This window comes from Ruegeria sp. BHSB196 (assembly GCF_059613135.1).
Map to the genome: position 1 here is coordinate 1 of NZ_JBXWRY010000041.1, position 14,800 is coordinate 14,800.

Sequence of the window (14,800 nt, forward strand, 5' to 3'; positions counted from 1 at the left end):
GCACCCTGGATTCGGCTCTGCAAATCGGCCAGCGGCAGGTGCCAGAGTCTTGGCGGCAGGATTCCGGTCATCAACAGGGAGTGGCCTTCGGCCAGCACCAGATTGTGCAGGTGAAACAAGGTCTTCTGCCGTTCCGCATCGGCGGCGATCTCCGGCACGTCCTCGACCGCGACGGGGCCGCGCGCCAGATCCGGCACATCGTCATGCTCCAACTCGGCCGCCCGCAGGATGCGACCGCCCGCCTCGCCCGCCCAGACATGGGCCAGGTGCGTCTTGCCGGATCCGGTCGGGCCGGTCAGCACCAGCTTGCCGCCGGGCCAGGACTGGGCCGAGATCATCGCGACCGCCAGCGCGTTTGCGGGCGAAACAAAGAAATCCTCGCGCCCCAGCGCCGTCTTGGCCGGGAGGTCAAAGCTGAGTTGTTCGGCCATTCAGTCCGTTTCCTGGTCCTGCTGGGTCAGCCCGAGATACAGTCGGCTTGCCAGATATTGCCGTGCGGCGAAACGCGCAAGCACCCCGAGCGCCGCGGCCACCGGCACCGCCACCAGCATCCCGACGAACCCGAACAGCGCCCCGAACACCGACAGCGCCAGCAGCAGCCAGACCGGGTGCAGCCCGACGGAACTGCCCACGAGCTTGGGGGTCAGAAAGTTGCCTTCGGCAACCTGACCCGCGGCAAAGATCGCCGCGACCAGGCCGATCGACGCCCAATCGCCCCAGAACTGGAACAGCGCCAGCCCAATGGCGAGCGACCCGCCGATCAGCGCGCCGAGATAGGGGATGAAGGTGATGAGCCCGGCGATGAAGCCGACAATCAGCCCGAACTGGAGTCCGACCAGCATCAGCGCCGCCGCGTAATAAGTGCCGAGGATCAGACAGACGGTGCCCATCCCCCGAACGAACGAGGCCAGTACGTCGTCGATCTCGCTCGCCAGCCGACGGATCGTCGGGGCGTGGTCGCGCGGCAGCAACTGGTCGATGCGCTCGATCATCCGGTCCCAGTCGAGCAGCAGATAGACGGCGACCACCGGCACGATCACCAGCAGGATCACCACGTTGATGGCCGAGCCGACCGAACTCACCACGGTTTGCAGCACTTCGCCGGTCTTGGATTTCAAAGTCTCGCCGAACGAGACGAGAAACTGGTGGGTGCTGGATTTCTGGTCCAGCAGGGACGGGAACTTCTGTTCGATGAAACCGCGCAGATCACGGAACAGGGCCGGCAAGATCTCGACCAGATCGATCAGCTGCGTGATCAGCGCAGGCACGACCATCAGGAACATGAGAACGAACAGGATGAGCGAGACGACCGTGATGATCGCGGTCGCGCCGACGCGGGACAGCCCGAAACTCTCAAGCTTGTCCGCCACCGGGTCGAGGAAATAGGCGACCGCGCCGCCGATCACGAAGGGAAGCAGGACATCGCCCAGCAGCCAGAGGAGCACGATGAACACCGCTGCCGCGATGCCCCAGTACCGAACCTGGTCTCTCACCGGCAGGGCCATGGTGCGTTCCCTCGTTCCGATCCGCTGACATGTTCTTGGCGCATGGGGCGGCACGTTGCAAGCAATTCGGCCGCTTGACGTTTTCGGCGCGCAGGCACCGTGGCGTCGCCGCCCGGCTCAGTGAACCCGCACGCCCTGACGGTCCAGTTCCTTCTGAACCGCACCGATGTCCAGCGCTTCCAGCCCCCGGTTGCTGCGCAGCGCCTGAGCCGCCGCGACCCCCGCGCCCTGGCCGGACACGGCACAGCAGGCCATGTTGCGGGTGGCGGCATGGGCGATTCGATCCCCGCCGGTCGAGCGCCCCGCGACCAGCAACCCTTCGATCCCCTTGGGCAGCATCGCGCGATAGGGAATATGCATGTAGCGGCCGGTCGTCGGCAGGATCAGGATGCCGTAGCCGTCGATGAATTCGGGATAGATTCCGATCGTATCCTCGAACCGGGCTTGGTTGCGCACATCAGCTTCGGTCATGTTGTAAACGGCGTCGATCTTGCGGGTGTCCCGAATGCCGATGGTCATGCCGAAGTTTCGCAGGCGTGCGTTTTCGCAGCCGGGCATGAAGCGGCGCAGCGCTTCGATGGCCAGCATGGTCTGGCGGCGGCCTTCGATCTCGCCTCGGGTCAGGCTGTCAGGATCGGTGCCGTCGATCCGGTCGAGATGGATCAAGTTCATGTAGGTCAGCTCACCCGTGTCGTGTAGCGCCCCCCAGGTTCCGGCGATGGTGTTGAGCTGCGGCGGGATCAGCCCGGCTTCGATGGCCTGGGCGAAGGGTTTCTTGATGAAGGGCGAAAACATGTCGTCCTCCTTGCCCGAGGTCTCGATGTTCCATTCGCCGCCGCCGCCCCAATCCTTGTAGGTCTGCGGGTCCGATCTGACCCCCTCCATGAAGGCGCGCTTGTCCACCCCCGCCAGGTGGAACATGACCGAAGCCGCCATCATCCTTTCCGGCGCGGTCTTGTACGTCGGGGCGCCGGCGCGATGGGCGATATCGGCATCGCCGGTCGCGTCGATCACGATCCGGGCCAGGATCGCCTCGCGCCCGGCCTTGGATTCGGTGATGACCCCGGCGATGCGGTTGCCCTCCATGATCGGCGCCACGAATTGACGGTGCAGCATCGGGTGCACGCCCGCCTCTTCCACCAGCCGGTCGGCCACCAGCTTGAACCCCTCGCTGTCGAGTTCGTAGCTCAGCGACTGGCTCTCGGGCACGGCCGCACCCATGTCCTTGGCGCGGGTTTCGAACTCCAGCCCGATTCCGCCAGCCTCGACCGTCTTTTCGTGCCGGTACCAGGCAAAGCCTTCAACTCCGACCGCGGTGATGTTCCCGCCAAAGCAACCGAACCGGTCCACAAGGGACACGTCAACGCCCGAGCGGGCCGCCGCCAGCGCCGCCGCCAGGCCGGCGGGGCCGGACCCCACAACCAGGACATCTGTTTCGTGGACGACCGGAACTTGGCGTGCGGGTTCCTGAATGTTCTTCATCGCGGCCTCTCTGGAAGATGTTCGCGCCAACATCCTGAGTCCTGATTGGCGGGTCAATCAAAAAACCGACTTGCCTCAGGTCGCAAATTCTCCAATGTCCGATTGCCTGTTCCGCCCCTTTCGCTTAGACCGCGAAAAACCTGTCGTGCGTTGAACAAGAGAGAGCCTATGCGCCTGTCCCGCTATTTTCTGCCTGTTCTCAAAGAGAACCCCTCCGAGGCCCAGATCGTCAGCCATCGCCTGATGCTGCGCGCGGGGATGATCAAGCAAGCCGCGGCCGGCATCTATTCGTGGTTGCCGCTGGGATTCAAGGTTCTGCGCAAGATCGAGAACATCGTGCACGAGGAACAGATCCGCGCAGGGCATATTCCGATGCTCATGCCCACGTTGCAATCGGCGGATCTGTGGCGCGAAAGCGGCCGCTATGACGACTATGGCCAGGAGATGCTGCGCATCAAGGACCGGCACGACCGCGACATGCTCTATGGTCCGACCAACGAGGAACTGATCACCGACATCTTTCGGGGGCATGTGAACAGCTACAAGGATCTGCCGCTGACGCTCTATCACATCCAGTGGAAGTTCCGCGACGAGATCCGCCCGCGTTTCGGCGTGATGCGCGGGCGCGAATTCCTGATGAAGGACGGCTACAACTTCGACCTGACCAAGGAAGACGCCCTGCACGCCTACAACCGGCATCTGGTCAGCTACCTGCGTACCTACGAGCGGATGGGTCTGCAGGCCATTCCGATGCGCGCCGATTCCGGCCCGATCGGTGGTGACGATACGCACGAATTCCTGGTGCTGGCCGATACCGGCGAGTCCGAGGTCTTCTATGACAGCGCGGTTACCGACATCCGCCTGGGAAGCCGCGAGATCGACTATGACGACAAGGCGCAGTGCCAGGCGGTCATGGAGGAGTTCACGTCGCTCTATGCGCGCACGGACGAAACCCATGACGAAGCCGTGTTTCAGCAGATCCCCGAAGGTCGGCGTCGCTCGGCCCGCGGCATCGAGGTGGGCCAGATCTTCTATTTCGGCACCAAGTATTCCGAGCCGATGGGCGCGACGGTTCAGGGGCCGGACGGCAAGCAGGCGCCGGTCCATATGGGCAGCCACGGTATCGGTGTGAGCCGCCTGGTCGGCGCGATCATCGAAGCCAGCCATGACGACAGGGGCATCATCTGGCCCGAGGGCGTGACACCGTTTCATTGCGGCATCGTCAACCTGAAGCAGGGCGATGCCGAGGCCGATGCGGCCTGCGAGAAACTCTATGCCGCACTGACCGCGCTGGGGCTCGAGCCGCTCTATGACGACCGCGACGAGCGGGCCGGGGGCAAGTTCGCGACCATGGACCTGATCGGGCTGCCGTGGCGCATCACCGTGGGTCCGCGGGGCTTGAAGAACGGGGTGGTCGAAGTGACCAGCCGGCGCAGCGGCGAGAGCGAGGAGATGAGTCCGGAGGAGGCGGTGACGAAGATCGCGACCATCTATGAAGGGATCGCCTGAGCCCACCGGCAGGCCGCTGATCTCGGTGATCACGGCCACCTACAACCTGGTGTCGCAAGGGCGCGGCGACAGTTTCCGGGAGGTCGTCGCCTGCCTGCGGCGGCAGGGCTGCGAGAGGTTCGAGCATGTGATCCAGGACGGCGCGTCGTCGGACGGAACCGTGGAGTTCATCCGCGACACCACCCGAAACGACCGTTTTGTACGTTTCTTCACCGCCTCGGATTCCGGTTTGTACGATGCCATGAACCGCGCGGTCGAGGCGGCGCGGGGGGACTATGTGCTGTTTCTGAACTCGGACGATGCGCTGGCCTCGGACGGGGTGTTGAACGCCGCCGCCGATCTGCTTGAACGGGACCGGCCGGATTTCCTCTACGGCGCGACCGCACAGCAGGTCGAGAGCGGGCAGGTGCATCTACAGAACCGGATGTCGCTCAAGGCGGTGCTGCAACGGATGCCGTTCTGCCACAACTCGGTGTTCCTGCGGCGCGGGATGTTCCTGGAGCTGGGCGGGCACGACCTGAGCTTTCCGGTGGCGGCGGATTACGACATGATGCTGCGCATGGTCGCCGCCGGCTATCGCGGCGTACGGATGGACCGGCCCGTGTCGCTGTTCTGGACGCGCGGGGTGTCGGGCGACGACGACCGCACGGCGCAGGACTATGCCCGGATCTGGGTGAAGTTCTTTGACGGCCTCAAGGCGGCGCGGACCCTGACCGTCGAGGATTTCGCGCGCTTCTACAGACGCGGCCACATGCCGGCGGGGCTGCTGATCGAGCTGCTGCGGTCCGGGAACCTGCCCGACGACCTGCGCGCGGCGGCGCGCCACAGCCTGTTCAAGACCCTGCGGCGCAGTTTGCAGCCCTGGCGGACGTTCTGAGAGAGCCGCGGGACCGGCCTTGACGCGGTGAGTTCCGCGCTTGGAGCCGGCACGCGAGATTCTGCAGGCTGTCCAGAGTGCAAATCGTTGATTTGTTTGGAGGCGAGTACCGGAATCGAACCGGTGTACACGGATTTGCAATCCGAAAAATTTTGCTGATTTCAAAGGGAAAAATTGTAAACGTGCTTGTTTCGTTCAGGGTCACTTTTCAATAGGTTACGAGGCCCAAGTAAACGGTTTTTCACCGGCTCTTGCTCTGACGAAAAGGCAAAGAAAAACCGCTGAGGGGGCCGCCACCCACCTCAACGGCATAGAAAAATATTTCCGCCCCGATACCTACGGCATTTCCGGTCTGACCTCAACCCAATTGGCGGTGAGATCATGAGCTGGCGCATCGCAAATGAATGCGCCGAGCGCCGCTTTGGCAGCGCCGCGCGCAAGCAGATCATCATGTTCCTAGCCGACAAAGCGAGCGATGACGGCTCTGGCATCTGGTGTTCCAAGGGGACGATCCAGCGCCACACAGAGCTCAGCGAGAGCACGGTCAAGCGCACCATCATCGACTTCCTGCGCGAAGGCATTCTGATTGAGACAGGGCGGCGGCAGTGCAAGAACGGTTACACCGTCATTTACCGGATTGCGTTGGAGCGCGTGGCCGCGCTCGAACCCACGGCTGAGCCCGACATTGAGACGGGGGTCACTGTGAACCCCGTCCAGCCTGAACCCGGTACGGGGTCCACGGTGAACGGGGTACGGGGTTCACGGTGGACCCCAAACCATCCTAAAACCATCCATAAACCACCTACGCGCAAGCGCGAGGCGGCGGAGGAGGTTGAAGATCTTGAATCTGAGAAGATCTTGGCGGCCTATCCCGAGGATAGGATCCGAGACCGGCGGACCAGTCTGCGCCTGATCGCAGCGGCTGTGAAAGCCGGTGTGGAGCTCGATGACCTGCTTCAGGCGGTCAAAGCCTATGCGAAGGAAAGCGAGGGCTACACGCGCAGCAAGGTCTGCTTCTCAGACAACTGGTTCAAGATGCGGCGTTGGGAGAAGGGGCTTGCCCAGGTACAGGCGGACCGAGAGAAGGCGCGAGCGGCCGAAGCCAAGGGCCGTGCGAGCCTCGCCGAGTGGATCCACGAGCGCCATCCCTTGTGTCGCCACATCACCAACCGGCAGATCGAGGATTTGATCGCTTCAAAGTTGGTGACGCCTGAACAGGTTCGCGCTGCGGGGTTGCAGGTCTGAGAATGCGTTTCTTGCTATTATTTTCTACGACCGAATTGGCGATACAATCGTCATTCGAATTTAAGATGCCACGACCCCAAGTTTGTTTTATGCCATGTTCCGTTGCTATGTTCAGCAGGCTTCGTTTCGCCGGTGAAAAAAGGCTCAGTTACGGGACCGCTGTTCAGGAATTTGGCAAATGGGTCTTCAACCGCTTCTTGCGGTTCCGGAATTTCTGGAGTCTTCTTCGCTTTGCGATCAGCAACCTTGGAAGTAACCTCATTGAGGTCAGCAAGCTCAGACAATCGAACTCTGCGCCGATTTCCGTTGTTGTCGCGTCTAGTGACGACGCGAAGATTTTCCGGTCTATTGTCTGACGGATTATGGTTGATGTGGTCCACATCAAAATCTCTCGGTACCCACTTGCCAAGGGCTACTGCCACAATGAACCGATGCGTGAGGATCGATTTCTCTCCGTGTTTAAACCAGAGATAATCGTGCCCCTCTGGGCTTTTGCTGCCGTTCGGTGTTTCGCCAAACACAGTTCCAGCGGGGTAGTCGAACTCATTGCCATCAATCACGTCGCTTAAATTCGGATATTCAATCTCATGAGGATGAGACGTTTCGTATTCTTTGGCCAGAACGGATTTCACGTACTCAACGTCTTGCATCTGAATTTTCTCCGAATTGGCTTGCAGTGGTTTCTCAAAATCCTGAATTCAACTTAGGTGTCGTAATCTCCCATTGCCAGTGACGCCTTGAGATTTCGCGGAGCTTGAAAAAGATGCAACTAACTTTCCGCAGCTAGACTTGCCATGCTCGCTCCGCATGAGGCGCGCGCCATCCCCTATGCCTCTACATCACGAACCGGCAGATCGAGGACTTGACCGCATCAAAGGTGGTGACTCCAGAGGAGGTGCGCGTTGCGTGGCTGCAGGCGTGACTTCCGAAGGAAGGCAACGCAATCGTTTCGTTCAAGCAGACGCGTTGTATGAGTGCGGTGAGGTAACGAGGCCATGTTTCGTACTGGTAACCTTAATTCTCTCAATGTTATGTTGAGATAACATAAGTCGTGGTGCGAGCTGGGGTGTTGGATCGTCAGGTTAAGCGGTGAAAATTGACATTAATGTATTCTCAGCTTAACTTATATCAGCTTAGTGTTCTCTGGAGGTATCTTTATGGCTGTTCCGATCAAAATGCCTAGAGCGGCACGTAAAGAGCTCGTGACACTTGGGAAAAACATTCGTGTTGCGCGACTGCGCCGCAAATTGACCGCTGAAATTGTTGCGCAGCGTGCTGGCACAACGCGGCAGACCGTCGCCAAGATCGAAAGCGGCAACCCCGCAGTCAAGATCGGCACCTACGTTGCTGTTTTGCAGGCGCTCGGCCTTTTGAAAGGCTGGGGGGATCTGGATGACCCGGTCGGTGAGCAGATGGCCCTGGATGACCTCCCGCAGCGCGCGAGACTGAAAAATGGTTGAGGTCTGGATCGACTGGAAGGGGTTGAAACGGGTTGGCACGCTCCACCGCACAGCGGGGCGGGGCCGAGAGCGGGTATCCTTTACCTATCATGACGATTGGCTTGCCGACGAAAATGCCTTCGGGCTTTCGCGGGACATGCCTCTCGTCAAAGGGCAATTCGTTCCTGAGGCCGGGCAGGACATGCTGGCACCGCTTGGGGATTCTGCCCCCGATACCTGGGGGCGAACGGTGATGCGGCGCTATGAGGGTCGCATGGCAGAAGCCGAAGGGCGACGTCCAAGAACGCTGCAAGAAACAGACTACCTGCTTGGCGTAAATGACGAGACCCGTTTGGGTGCGCTGCGCTTCAGGGTTGATGGCGCGTTTCAAGCGCGCGAGGGCATTGGTGTGCCTGCGCTCGTAAGCCTCGGGGATTTGCTGAATGCCTCCCAACGCGTTCTTCGCGGGGAGGAGACCGCTGAAGACCTCAAAATGCTGTTTGCACCGGGAAGTTCCCTCGGGGGTGCTCGGCCGAAGGCCAGCATCCTTGACCAGCACGGCCGCCTATCTGTCGCCAAGTTCCCGAAGGAGACGGACACCTATTGCGTGGAACGCTGGGAAGCCATCGCACTAGAGCTGGCAAAACGCGCCGGAATTACGGTTTCTGATCACACGCTTGAGATGGAAGGCGACAAACCGGTCTTCTTGTCCCATCGGTTTGACCGGAACGATGACGGCAGGATCCCGTTCATCTCAGCCATGGCGATGCTGGGCGGCAAAGATGGCGAAAGCTACAGCTATTTAGACCTGGCCGATATCATCACCTCAGAAAGCGTAACGCCCGACCAAGATCGCGAGGAGCTCTACCGGCGGGTTGCCTTTTCCATTCTCGTGACGAACCTCGATGACCATATGCGCAATCACGGATTTCTGCGTGGGCGGGGCGGCTGGCACCTCTCACCGGCCTACGACATCAATCCTGTGCCGAACCAACCACGGGTGCTCAAGAGCTACGTTGATGACGACAATCCGGACGCCAGCATTGCCCTGCACCGCGCGCAACATGACTCCTATCTTCTCGAACGCGGCGAGGCAGACCGCATCATTGCAGAGGTAGCCGAAGCAACGATGGCTTGGCGTGACGTTGCCCGTGCCTTGGGGGCTCCGGAGCGAGAGATCAGGGAGATGGCGACAGCCTTCGAGCACGAAGAAGTGGATCTGGCGCGCGCGTGAACTGGGGCCGCTGTTGAATTGGATTGACCGAAAGCCGTTTAGCGGCAGCGGGTATTGAGGTCCTTGGTCATTTCGATGCGTGATGACGTGGCAGGTCGATTTTGGAGTGCCGAACTCAGACCCTCAACGCCGTGTTTCTGATTGCTGAACATAAGCAGGCAGCCGTAGCAGACGCGGGGCAAGCCCCGCTTCAACAAGAAAATTCCCCTGCGCCAGCGCATTCCTCGCGAAGCAAGTTTCTCGCTGACATCCCCTTGGTGCCAGCTTTGGTCATGTTCATCGAAACACTCAAAGTGAGGATCAAAAGATGCCTACTCAAACTCTGAAACTGAACGTCAAATCCGGCGAAAAAGACGGCAAGAACTTCTCTAATGACCGCAGTCAAGTCTTCATCCCAACACATATGGGCCGCACCGGCTAAGTTGGCGGATTGCTTGTGTGCAAATGCGGCGGGCAGGATGCCGGGGCAATGTGCGACGGCTGATCATACTCTAATCCGCACGTTCAAAGCGCATTCCGGCATACGTCGCGGGACCCTTGTCTGGGACGCGGGCGTGAAACCTGATGGTTTTGCCCTACAAGTTCTCGGGGATTCCCTGACCTTCCCCGGCACCCAGCCCGCCGCATCGTTTTTAGTTCTACCTTTCGGATGGTTATGATTGTGTATTCTGCGCGTTAGGTTCCACGGTGTGCGCCAAAACCCATATGAAGCCGACCAGCTCTCGAGCGACGGCTGTGATCGCCAAAGGCATTTTCTTTCCACGGGCAACCAAGCGACGGTATCTCCCACAAAGGCGGACCTGTGCCTTCCAGCCTATGTCTTTTGCAACCTGAGGAATTCCTTCCTGCCTCAGCATCATTTGCATTCCAATTTTCGCGGGCTGCCGGTAAGCCCATGCTGCTTCGATCAGTATGCTTCTCGCCAGTACATTCCCCGTTTTCGTGATCCGGCCTCGGCGTGTGGTTTCACCGCTAGAGCGTTCTCCCGGAACGAGGCCCAGAAACGCCATTAGCTGGCGCGGGTGCTCGAAACGGCGGATATCGCCGATCTCAGCGACGAGCGTCACGGCCGTAATCAACGCGACACCTCGAAGGGCTTGCAGAGCTTCGACAACAGGCGCGAGCGACCAGTACGGCACAAAAATTTGGATCTGTTCTTCGATACTATCGCGCCGAGCCTCAGCTTGTTCCTCTGTATTGAGGTAAGTCTGAAATGCAACCTGTTGAGCCGGGCGAGGAAAACTCTGATTGGCCAGCCATCTACGGTGGCTGCGTTTCCAAGTTGTTTTGCCCCAGATGCGGCCCTGGCGAAGCAAAAAGCTTGTCATGCGTTGCCGCGCGCATCGTACATCCTTTGTAGCACAATTGCGCACCCGGATCAGGTCGCGCATCGCTTCATGGACTTCATCCGGGACCCACACCGAAGTCAGCTCATCGGCACGAGACAGCCGTGCCAACGTCACTGCGTCACGCCGATCCGTCTTAATCCGATCGCCCGGGCGACGTGGCGTATGGGCTGGCGACACAACTTCGCAGGCGTGGCCATCTGCCAGAATCTGCCGGTATAGGCCATAACCGCAAGGCCCTGCTTCATATACACAATGCAGCCGATCGGGACGCGCGTTTAACTTCTTCAACAGCCGCGCAACAGAATCCGACGTGCTTGCTATCTCTCCCTACTCCCGAACTTCGCCCCCTCGAGCCGCTTCGGCTACTGCTACCGCAATTGTTTCTTTGTGGACATCAAGGCCCACGAATACACTATATTCCGACATGGCCCATCTCCCTGTGCATGAGGCTCGGCACTCATGGTGCAGCCCTCGTTCATCGTTTGCACACGATGGAAGCGAGCCACGTGCAGAGGCAAGCGTGGGGCTGCCGTGTGGTCATACTGTCTGGGACCGCTGCGGCGTCCTCTTCGTCAACACCGACGACAGCGGCAACATCACGTCGATCAACGTCAAACACAGCATGTTCCCCGATGTCGAAATGGTCGCCTTCCCGCGCCGGGATGAAGATCCGGTCACTGAGTGACCTTAGCGCTAGGGCGGGTTCACCGCCCTGGCCTTCATCGGCGAAAACAAGGTTGTCAGCTAGGTCGCTTCATCTTGCTATCGAACCGGCATTGTTGCAGAACCCAGCAACTGAGCGAGTTTTCCCTTTCCCATTGAGTTCAGGCCACGCGTTCGATCTCGGCCATGCCGAATTCGTTGAAGCGGTTCATGAGAGCGATACGGATGTGGAATTCAGCGGTCTGGCGGTCGGGGTCTCGTGAGGCGATGCGTTCGCCGAAGGATTTCAGGAATCGCATCTTTGCCTCGATCCGACTTCGGGCATGATAGCCGGTCCATCGCTTCCAGATGGTTCGCCCGAGGTGCCGGGTGGCGCGCAGGGTCTCGTTGCGAGCCGTTGCGGCCGGACAGTCTTCCTTCCAAAAGCGCCCGTTCTTGCGGATGGGGATAATGGCGGCCGCGCCTCGATCCAGGATGGCCGTATGGCAGCGGCGCGTGTCGTAGGCGCCATCACCGGTCACGGTACAGATCTGTTCCTCTGGCGGCAACTGGCTCAGCAGTTCGGGCAGGACCGGACTGTCGCCTTTGTTGCTGGATGTGAACTCCACCGCCCGGATGTCGCCGGTGCCGGTGTCCATCGCCAGATGAACTTTTCGGTATTGGCGCCTGCGATGGGTTCCATGCTTGCGGGCCAGCCACTCGCCATCGCCGAGGAACTTGATCCCGGTACTGTCCACCAACAGGTTCAGCGGGCCTGCCGCGCGACGGCCCGACATCTGGACGGTGATGGATTTCTGGCGTCGGCTCAGGGTGGAAAAGTCGGGCACCGGCCAGTCCAGCCCGGCCATCGTCAGGATGCTGCCCACCATCCCGGTCGTTTGCCTCAACGGCAGGCCGAACAGCACTTTCACCATCAAACAAAACTGGATCGCTGCGTCCGAGAACACAACAGGGAGACCGTTGCGGCCGGCCCTGGGTGCCAGCCACACCATGTCCTTGTGCAGCCAGATCAGCAGCGAGCCGCGCTGTTTCAGCGCGTCGTTGTAGGACTTCCAGTTCGTCGTGCGGTAGCGGGCGGGTTCGGGCTTGCTCATGCGAGCCTCTTAACCCACCGGATTCTCGTGGTGAATCTGTATCGGTCAAGTTCTGCAACAACGCCCGTCATCGGCCAACATGAGCGCCTTGGACAGGATAACAGAGAGCCGGTTATCCCCTTCAAATGGCAGTGCGACCTGGGCGGACTTGGAAACGCTTCCCCCAGGGACGATGCAAAGATAACGGTCCCCCGGCGACATCAGGATGCTTGATGATCCTAGATGGATCTTGCAGGTGTTCAGCTTGCCCTCAACAATCAAGAATTTTCCGTCGATATGGGCCACATCGCGAATTTTGAGTCACGGCAGCAAGGATTCGAGCACTTGTTTTCGGGTCTTGGCAAACCCATTGAGTTTGCCAAATGAGTAGCTCTGCCAATAGTTTCGAGCTTCCGGTGTAGGGCCTTGATCAACCCAAGCAGGATCGTTGCCGACACTGGCAACCCCTTCAAACAGATCGGTCTCACGCATCGTTTCAGACAACAATCGCGGCGGAACGGTCTCTAGCCTTACCGGAATGCTATTTCGGACAAAACGCAGTTGATCGGTGCCGACATAAAGATAGATGCCTGAAACGTTCCAGTTCTCTTGGTCCCAATTGGTGTGCAACAGGTATTCGGCTGTTGGGTCACTGGTGACAAAGCTCTTGTACGCCCATTGATCATCAAGGCCGTCATCATAGGCGCCCATCAGTTGATAGCGCCATCCGCGCGCAGCCATCAAGGTGGCCATCTGGAGCTGTTTCAACATATGGGCGGCCATCCGGTTGAAATAAACTCCAGTGTAGCGCTCGGCGTCGGTCCACTGAAGTGGTCCCAAAAAACTGGACAGTCAGCTAAGGTGTACCCCAAACCTTTGAAGGGATACGAGAATGGCGAAGCGCCGGAATTTTACAGATCAGTTTAAAGCGAATGTGGCGTTGGAAGCGCTGCGTGGTGACAAGACCGTGCAGGAGATTGCGGCAACGCATCAGCTGCATCCGAACCAAGTCAGCACATGGAAGCGACAAGCCATCGAAGACATGGCCGATGTGTTTTCGGGCGGCAAGCAGAGCGGCCCGACCGAAGCCGAGATGAAAGAGCTACACGCCAAGATCGGGAGGTTAGCGGTCGAGAACGATTTTTTGTCGGAAGGGCTGAGGTGATGAGCCCCGAGAAGAAACGCGCGATGATCAAGCGGGGCTACCCGCAGCTCAGTATCGGTCAACAATGCAAGTTGGTGCGGCTCAGCCGGTCGGCGTTCCATTACACGCCCGTCGGGATCGATGCTGACACTCTGGCGATGATGTAAGAGATCAACCTGGTGTTCACCAAATATCCGTTCTTAGGCATCCGCCAGATCGCAGCCTATCTGCGTCGGGAAGAGGTTGTTATAGGACGGCATCGTTTAAGGCGATTGATGGCGAAGATCGGCTTGGTGGCAATCTACAATCGCCCCCGAACCAAGTCTGGTGCGCCGATATCACCTTCGTGCCGGTGCGGAACGGGTTCTTGTATCTGGTCGCAATCATGGATTGGGCCACACGCAAGGAGCTGAGCTGGCGGTTAAGCAACACGATGCACGCGGACTTCTGAGTGGACGCCTTAAACGAAACCATCGCCAAATACGGTTCATCTGAGAGTATCAATACGGATCAAGGATCGCAGTTCACCGGATCAACTTGGATCACGACGTTGACCCACGCGGGCGCGCGCATCTCGATGGACGGTCGAGGCAGGTACCTCGACAGTATCCTCATCGAACGGCTGTGGCGGTCGCTGAAGCCGGAGGCGATTTATCTCGAAGAAATCACCGACGGCTTCCAGGCTCGACGTATCATCAAGGACTGGATAACATGCTATAACACCGCGCGGCCTCATTCCGCACTTGATCGGCAGATACCTGACGACGCATATTGGGCGGGCTTGGAAGAACAGAAAGCAGCATGAAACCTAAACCCGATACACCTTAGAAACGCTGCAAAACTGTCTAAAAAGATGGGACCACTTCAGGTGGGGCTGATCAGAGGTGCCGTGAAACTCGTCTGCCCAGTCGGTAAGGTTTGGAATCGCATTTCGACAATCAACCAGCCAGACCTTGGTGGTTTTCGACGTGTTCGAGAATTCCCTCAGCATGTCATAGATATGGTCGATAAAGACCTTCCAGATTTCTCGACTTAGGATCTTGTCATGGATATTGCGATTAGAGAACGGCTTGCCCAGCCATTTGTCCTTGGCAGTGTAGATTGTCTGACGACAGACAGGCCTGATTTCTCGGGGCTGGGTCAAATACTCTGAGGTCACGCTTTCTACCCCATAGATCGCCCAGTGAATGGTGAAACTACAACCGGTGAGGGGCCGACTGAATTCGCCTCAAGCGGGCTGCAATCCGCTGCATCTATCGCTATTGTATTTTCCACGTTAA

At 59.1% G+C, this 14,800-nt stretch carries 18 protein-coding genes and 2 pseudogenes; 12 read left to right on the top strand and 8 right to left on the bottom strand.

The features are described from left to right. The 3 genes from AC2FNJ_RS16470 to AC2FNJ_RS16480 form a co-directional block, all read right to left on the bottom strand. Positions 1-431, bottom strand: a 431-nt coding sequence (locus AC2FNJ_RS16470; protein ID WP_496765772.1) for a P-loop NTPase family protein, incomplete at its 3' end; no start/stop codon positions are given. Then, positions 432-1,505: an AI-2E family transporter gene (locus AC2FNJ_RS16475; protein WP_496765774.1), complete on the bottom strand. Its 1,074-nt coding sequence runs from the start codon at positions 1,503-1,505 to the stop codon at positions 432-434. It abuts the gene before it with no gap. A gap of 117 nt (positions 1,506-1,622) precedes the next feature. Beyond that, entirely contained in the window at positions 1,623-2,987 is a 1,365-nt protein-coding gene (locus AC2FNJ_RS16480; RefSeq protein WP_496765776.1) for an FAD-dependent oxidoreductase, read from the bottom strand. On the opposite strand from AC2FNJ_RS16480, the gene AC2FNJ_RS16485 reads away from it, so the two are divergent. The 4 genes from AC2FNJ_RS16485 (at position 2,977) to AC2FNJ_RS16500 (ending at position 6,618) form a co-directional block, all read left to right on the top strand. After that, entirely contained in the window at positions 2,977-3,141 is a 165-nt protein-coding gene (locus AC2FNJ_RS16485; RefSeq protein ID WP_496765777.1) for a hypothetical protein, read from the top strand. The two genes, AC2FNJ_RS16480 and AC2FNJ_RS16485, sit on opposite strands and share 11 nt — an antisense overlap. A gap of 14 nt (positions 3,142-3,155) precedes the next feature. Then, entirely contained in the window at positions 3,156-4,496 is a 1,341-nt protein-coding gene (gene proS / locus AC2FNJ_RS16490) for a proline--tRNA ligase (RefSeq protein WP_496765779.1), read from the top strand. After that, complete coding sequence (locus AC2FNJ_RS16495) at positions 4,480-5,373, top strand: glycosyltransferase family 2 protein (protein WP_496765781.1); 894 nt, start codon at positions 4,480-4,482, stop codon at positions 5,371-5,373. Before proS ends, AC2FNJ_RS16495 begins: the two co-directional genes overlap by 17 nt. A 381-nt stretch (positions 5,374-5,754) precedes the next feature. After that, positions 5,755-6,618, top strand: a complete 864-nt coding sequence (locus tag AC2FNJ_RS16500; protein WP_106473590.1) for a hypothetical protein — start codon at positions 5,755-5,757, stop codon at positions 6,616-6,618. Positions 6,619-6,668: 50 nt separating this feature from the next. Here AC2FNJ_RS16500 and AC2FNJ_RS16505 read toward each other — a convergent pair whose 3' ends face one another. Continuing rightward, complete coding sequence (locus tag AC2FNJ_RS16505; protein WP_106473591.1) at positions 6,669-7,268, bottom strand: HNH endonuclease signature motif containing protein; 600 nt, start codon at positions 7,266-7,268, stop codon at positions 6,669-6,671. 507 nt (positions 7,269-7,775) lie between these two features. Here AC2FNJ_RS16505 and AC2FNJ_RS16510 point away from each other — a divergent pair. Both AC2FNJ_RS16510 and AC2FNJ_RS16515 read left to right on the top strand, forming a co-directional pair. Next, on the top strand, positions 7,776-8,078 hold the full coding sequence (locus AC2FNJ_RS16510) for a helix-turn-helix transcriptional regulator (protein WP_106473592.1): 303 nt from the start codon (positions 7,776-7,778) through the stop codon (positions 8,076-8,078). Next, positions 8,071-9,291 carry a type II toxin-antitoxin system HipA family toxin gene (locus tag AC2FNJ_RS16515; protein ID WP_106473593.1) on the top strand — a complete coding sequence of 407 codons (1,221 nt, stop codon included), beginning with the start codon at positions 8,071-8,073 and terminating at the stop codon, positions 9,289-9,291. Before AC2FNJ_RS16510 ends, AC2FNJ_RS16515 begins: the two co-directional genes overlap by 8 nt. Before the next feature lie 653 nt (positions 9,292-9,944). Here AC2FNJ_RS16515 and AC2FNJ_RS16520 read toward each other — a convergent pair. After that, a pseudogene (locus AC2FNJ_RS16520) lies at positions 9,945-11,066 on the bottom strand (IS110 family RNA-guided transposase). A gap of 94 nt (positions 11,067-11,160) precedes the next feature. Between AC2FNJ_RS16520 and AC2FNJ_RS16525 the strand changes: the two are divergent. After that, the gene (locus AC2FNJ_RS16525) at positions 11,161-11,325 is read left to right on the top strand and encodes a hypothetical protein (protein ID WP_211299417.1); all 165 of its coding nucleotides are present in this window, start codon (positions 11,161-11,163) and stop codon (positions 11,323-11,325) included. A 139-nt stretch (positions 11,326-11,464) separates the two neighbouring features. Here the strand turns inward: AC2FNJ_RS16525 and AC2FNJ_RS16530 are convergent, their stop codons facing one another. From AC2FNJ_RS16530 to AC2FNJ_RS16540, 3 genes are read right to left on the bottom strand one after another with little or no spacing between them, the layout of a single operon-like run. Further along, on the bottom strand, positions 11,465-12,397 hold the full coding sequence (locus tag AC2FNJ_RS16530; RefSeq protein WP_106473594.1) for an IS5 family transposase: 933 nt from the start codon (positions 12,395-12,397) through the stop codon (positions 11,465-11,467). 45 nt (positions 12,398-12,442) lie between these two features. Continuing rightward, positions 12,443-12,691, bottom strand: coding sequence for a DUF7737 domain-containing protein (locus AC2FNJ_RS16535; RefSeq protein WP_481736471.1), 249 nt, complete (start codon positions 12,689-12,691; stop codon positions 12,443-12,445). Between the two features lie 6 nt (positions 12,692-12,697). Continuing rightward, complete coding sequence (locus tag AC2FNJ_RS16540; protein ID WP_149615550.1) at positions 12,698-13,147, bottom strand: hypothetical protein; 450 nt, start codon at positions 13,145-13,147, stop codon at positions 12,698-12,700. 121 nt (positions 13,148-13,268) lie between these two features. Here AC2FNJ_RS16540 and AC2FNJ_RS16545 point away from each other — a divergent pair, with 121 nt between their 5' ends. From AC2FNJ_RS16545 to AC2FNJ_RS16565, 5 genes and pseudogenes are all read left to right on the top strand, one after another. Further along, a complete protein-coding gene (locus AC2FNJ_RS16545; protein WP_424927818.1) occupies positions 13,269-13,541 on the top strand; it encodes a transposase in 273 nt (90 codons plus the stop codon). Beyond that, positions 13,541-13,687 carry a hypothetical protein gene (locus AC2FNJ_RS16550; protein WP_424927819.1) on the top strand — a complete coding sequence of 49 codons (147 nt, stop codon included), beginning with the start codon at positions 13,541-13,543 and terminating at the stop codon, positions 13,685-13,687. The genes AC2FNJ_RS16545 and AC2FNJ_RS16550 overlap by 1 nt, the downstream gene beginning before the upstream one ends. A 12-nt stretch (positions 13,688-13,699) precedes the next feature. Continuing rightward, positions 13,700-13,825 (top strand): annotated as a pseudogene (locus tag AC2FNJ_RS16555) (IS3 family transposase); the annotation flags it as partial. Next, positions 13,792-13,971, top strand: coding sequence for a DDE-type integrase/transposase/recombinase (locus AC2FNJ_RS16560; protein ID WP_424927840.1), 180 nt, complete (start codon positions 13,792-13,794; stop codon positions 13,969-13,971). The pseudogene AC2FNJ_RS16555 and the gene AC2FNJ_RS16560, both read left to right, overlap by 34 nt. Further along, positions 13,972-14,325, top strand: a complete 354-nt coding sequence (locus AC2FNJ_RS16565; RefSeq protein WP_425300326.1) for an integrase core domain-containing protein — start codon at positions 13,972-13,974, stop codon at positions 14,323-14,325. The last annotated feature ends 475 nt before the right edge of the window (positions 14,326-14,800 follow it).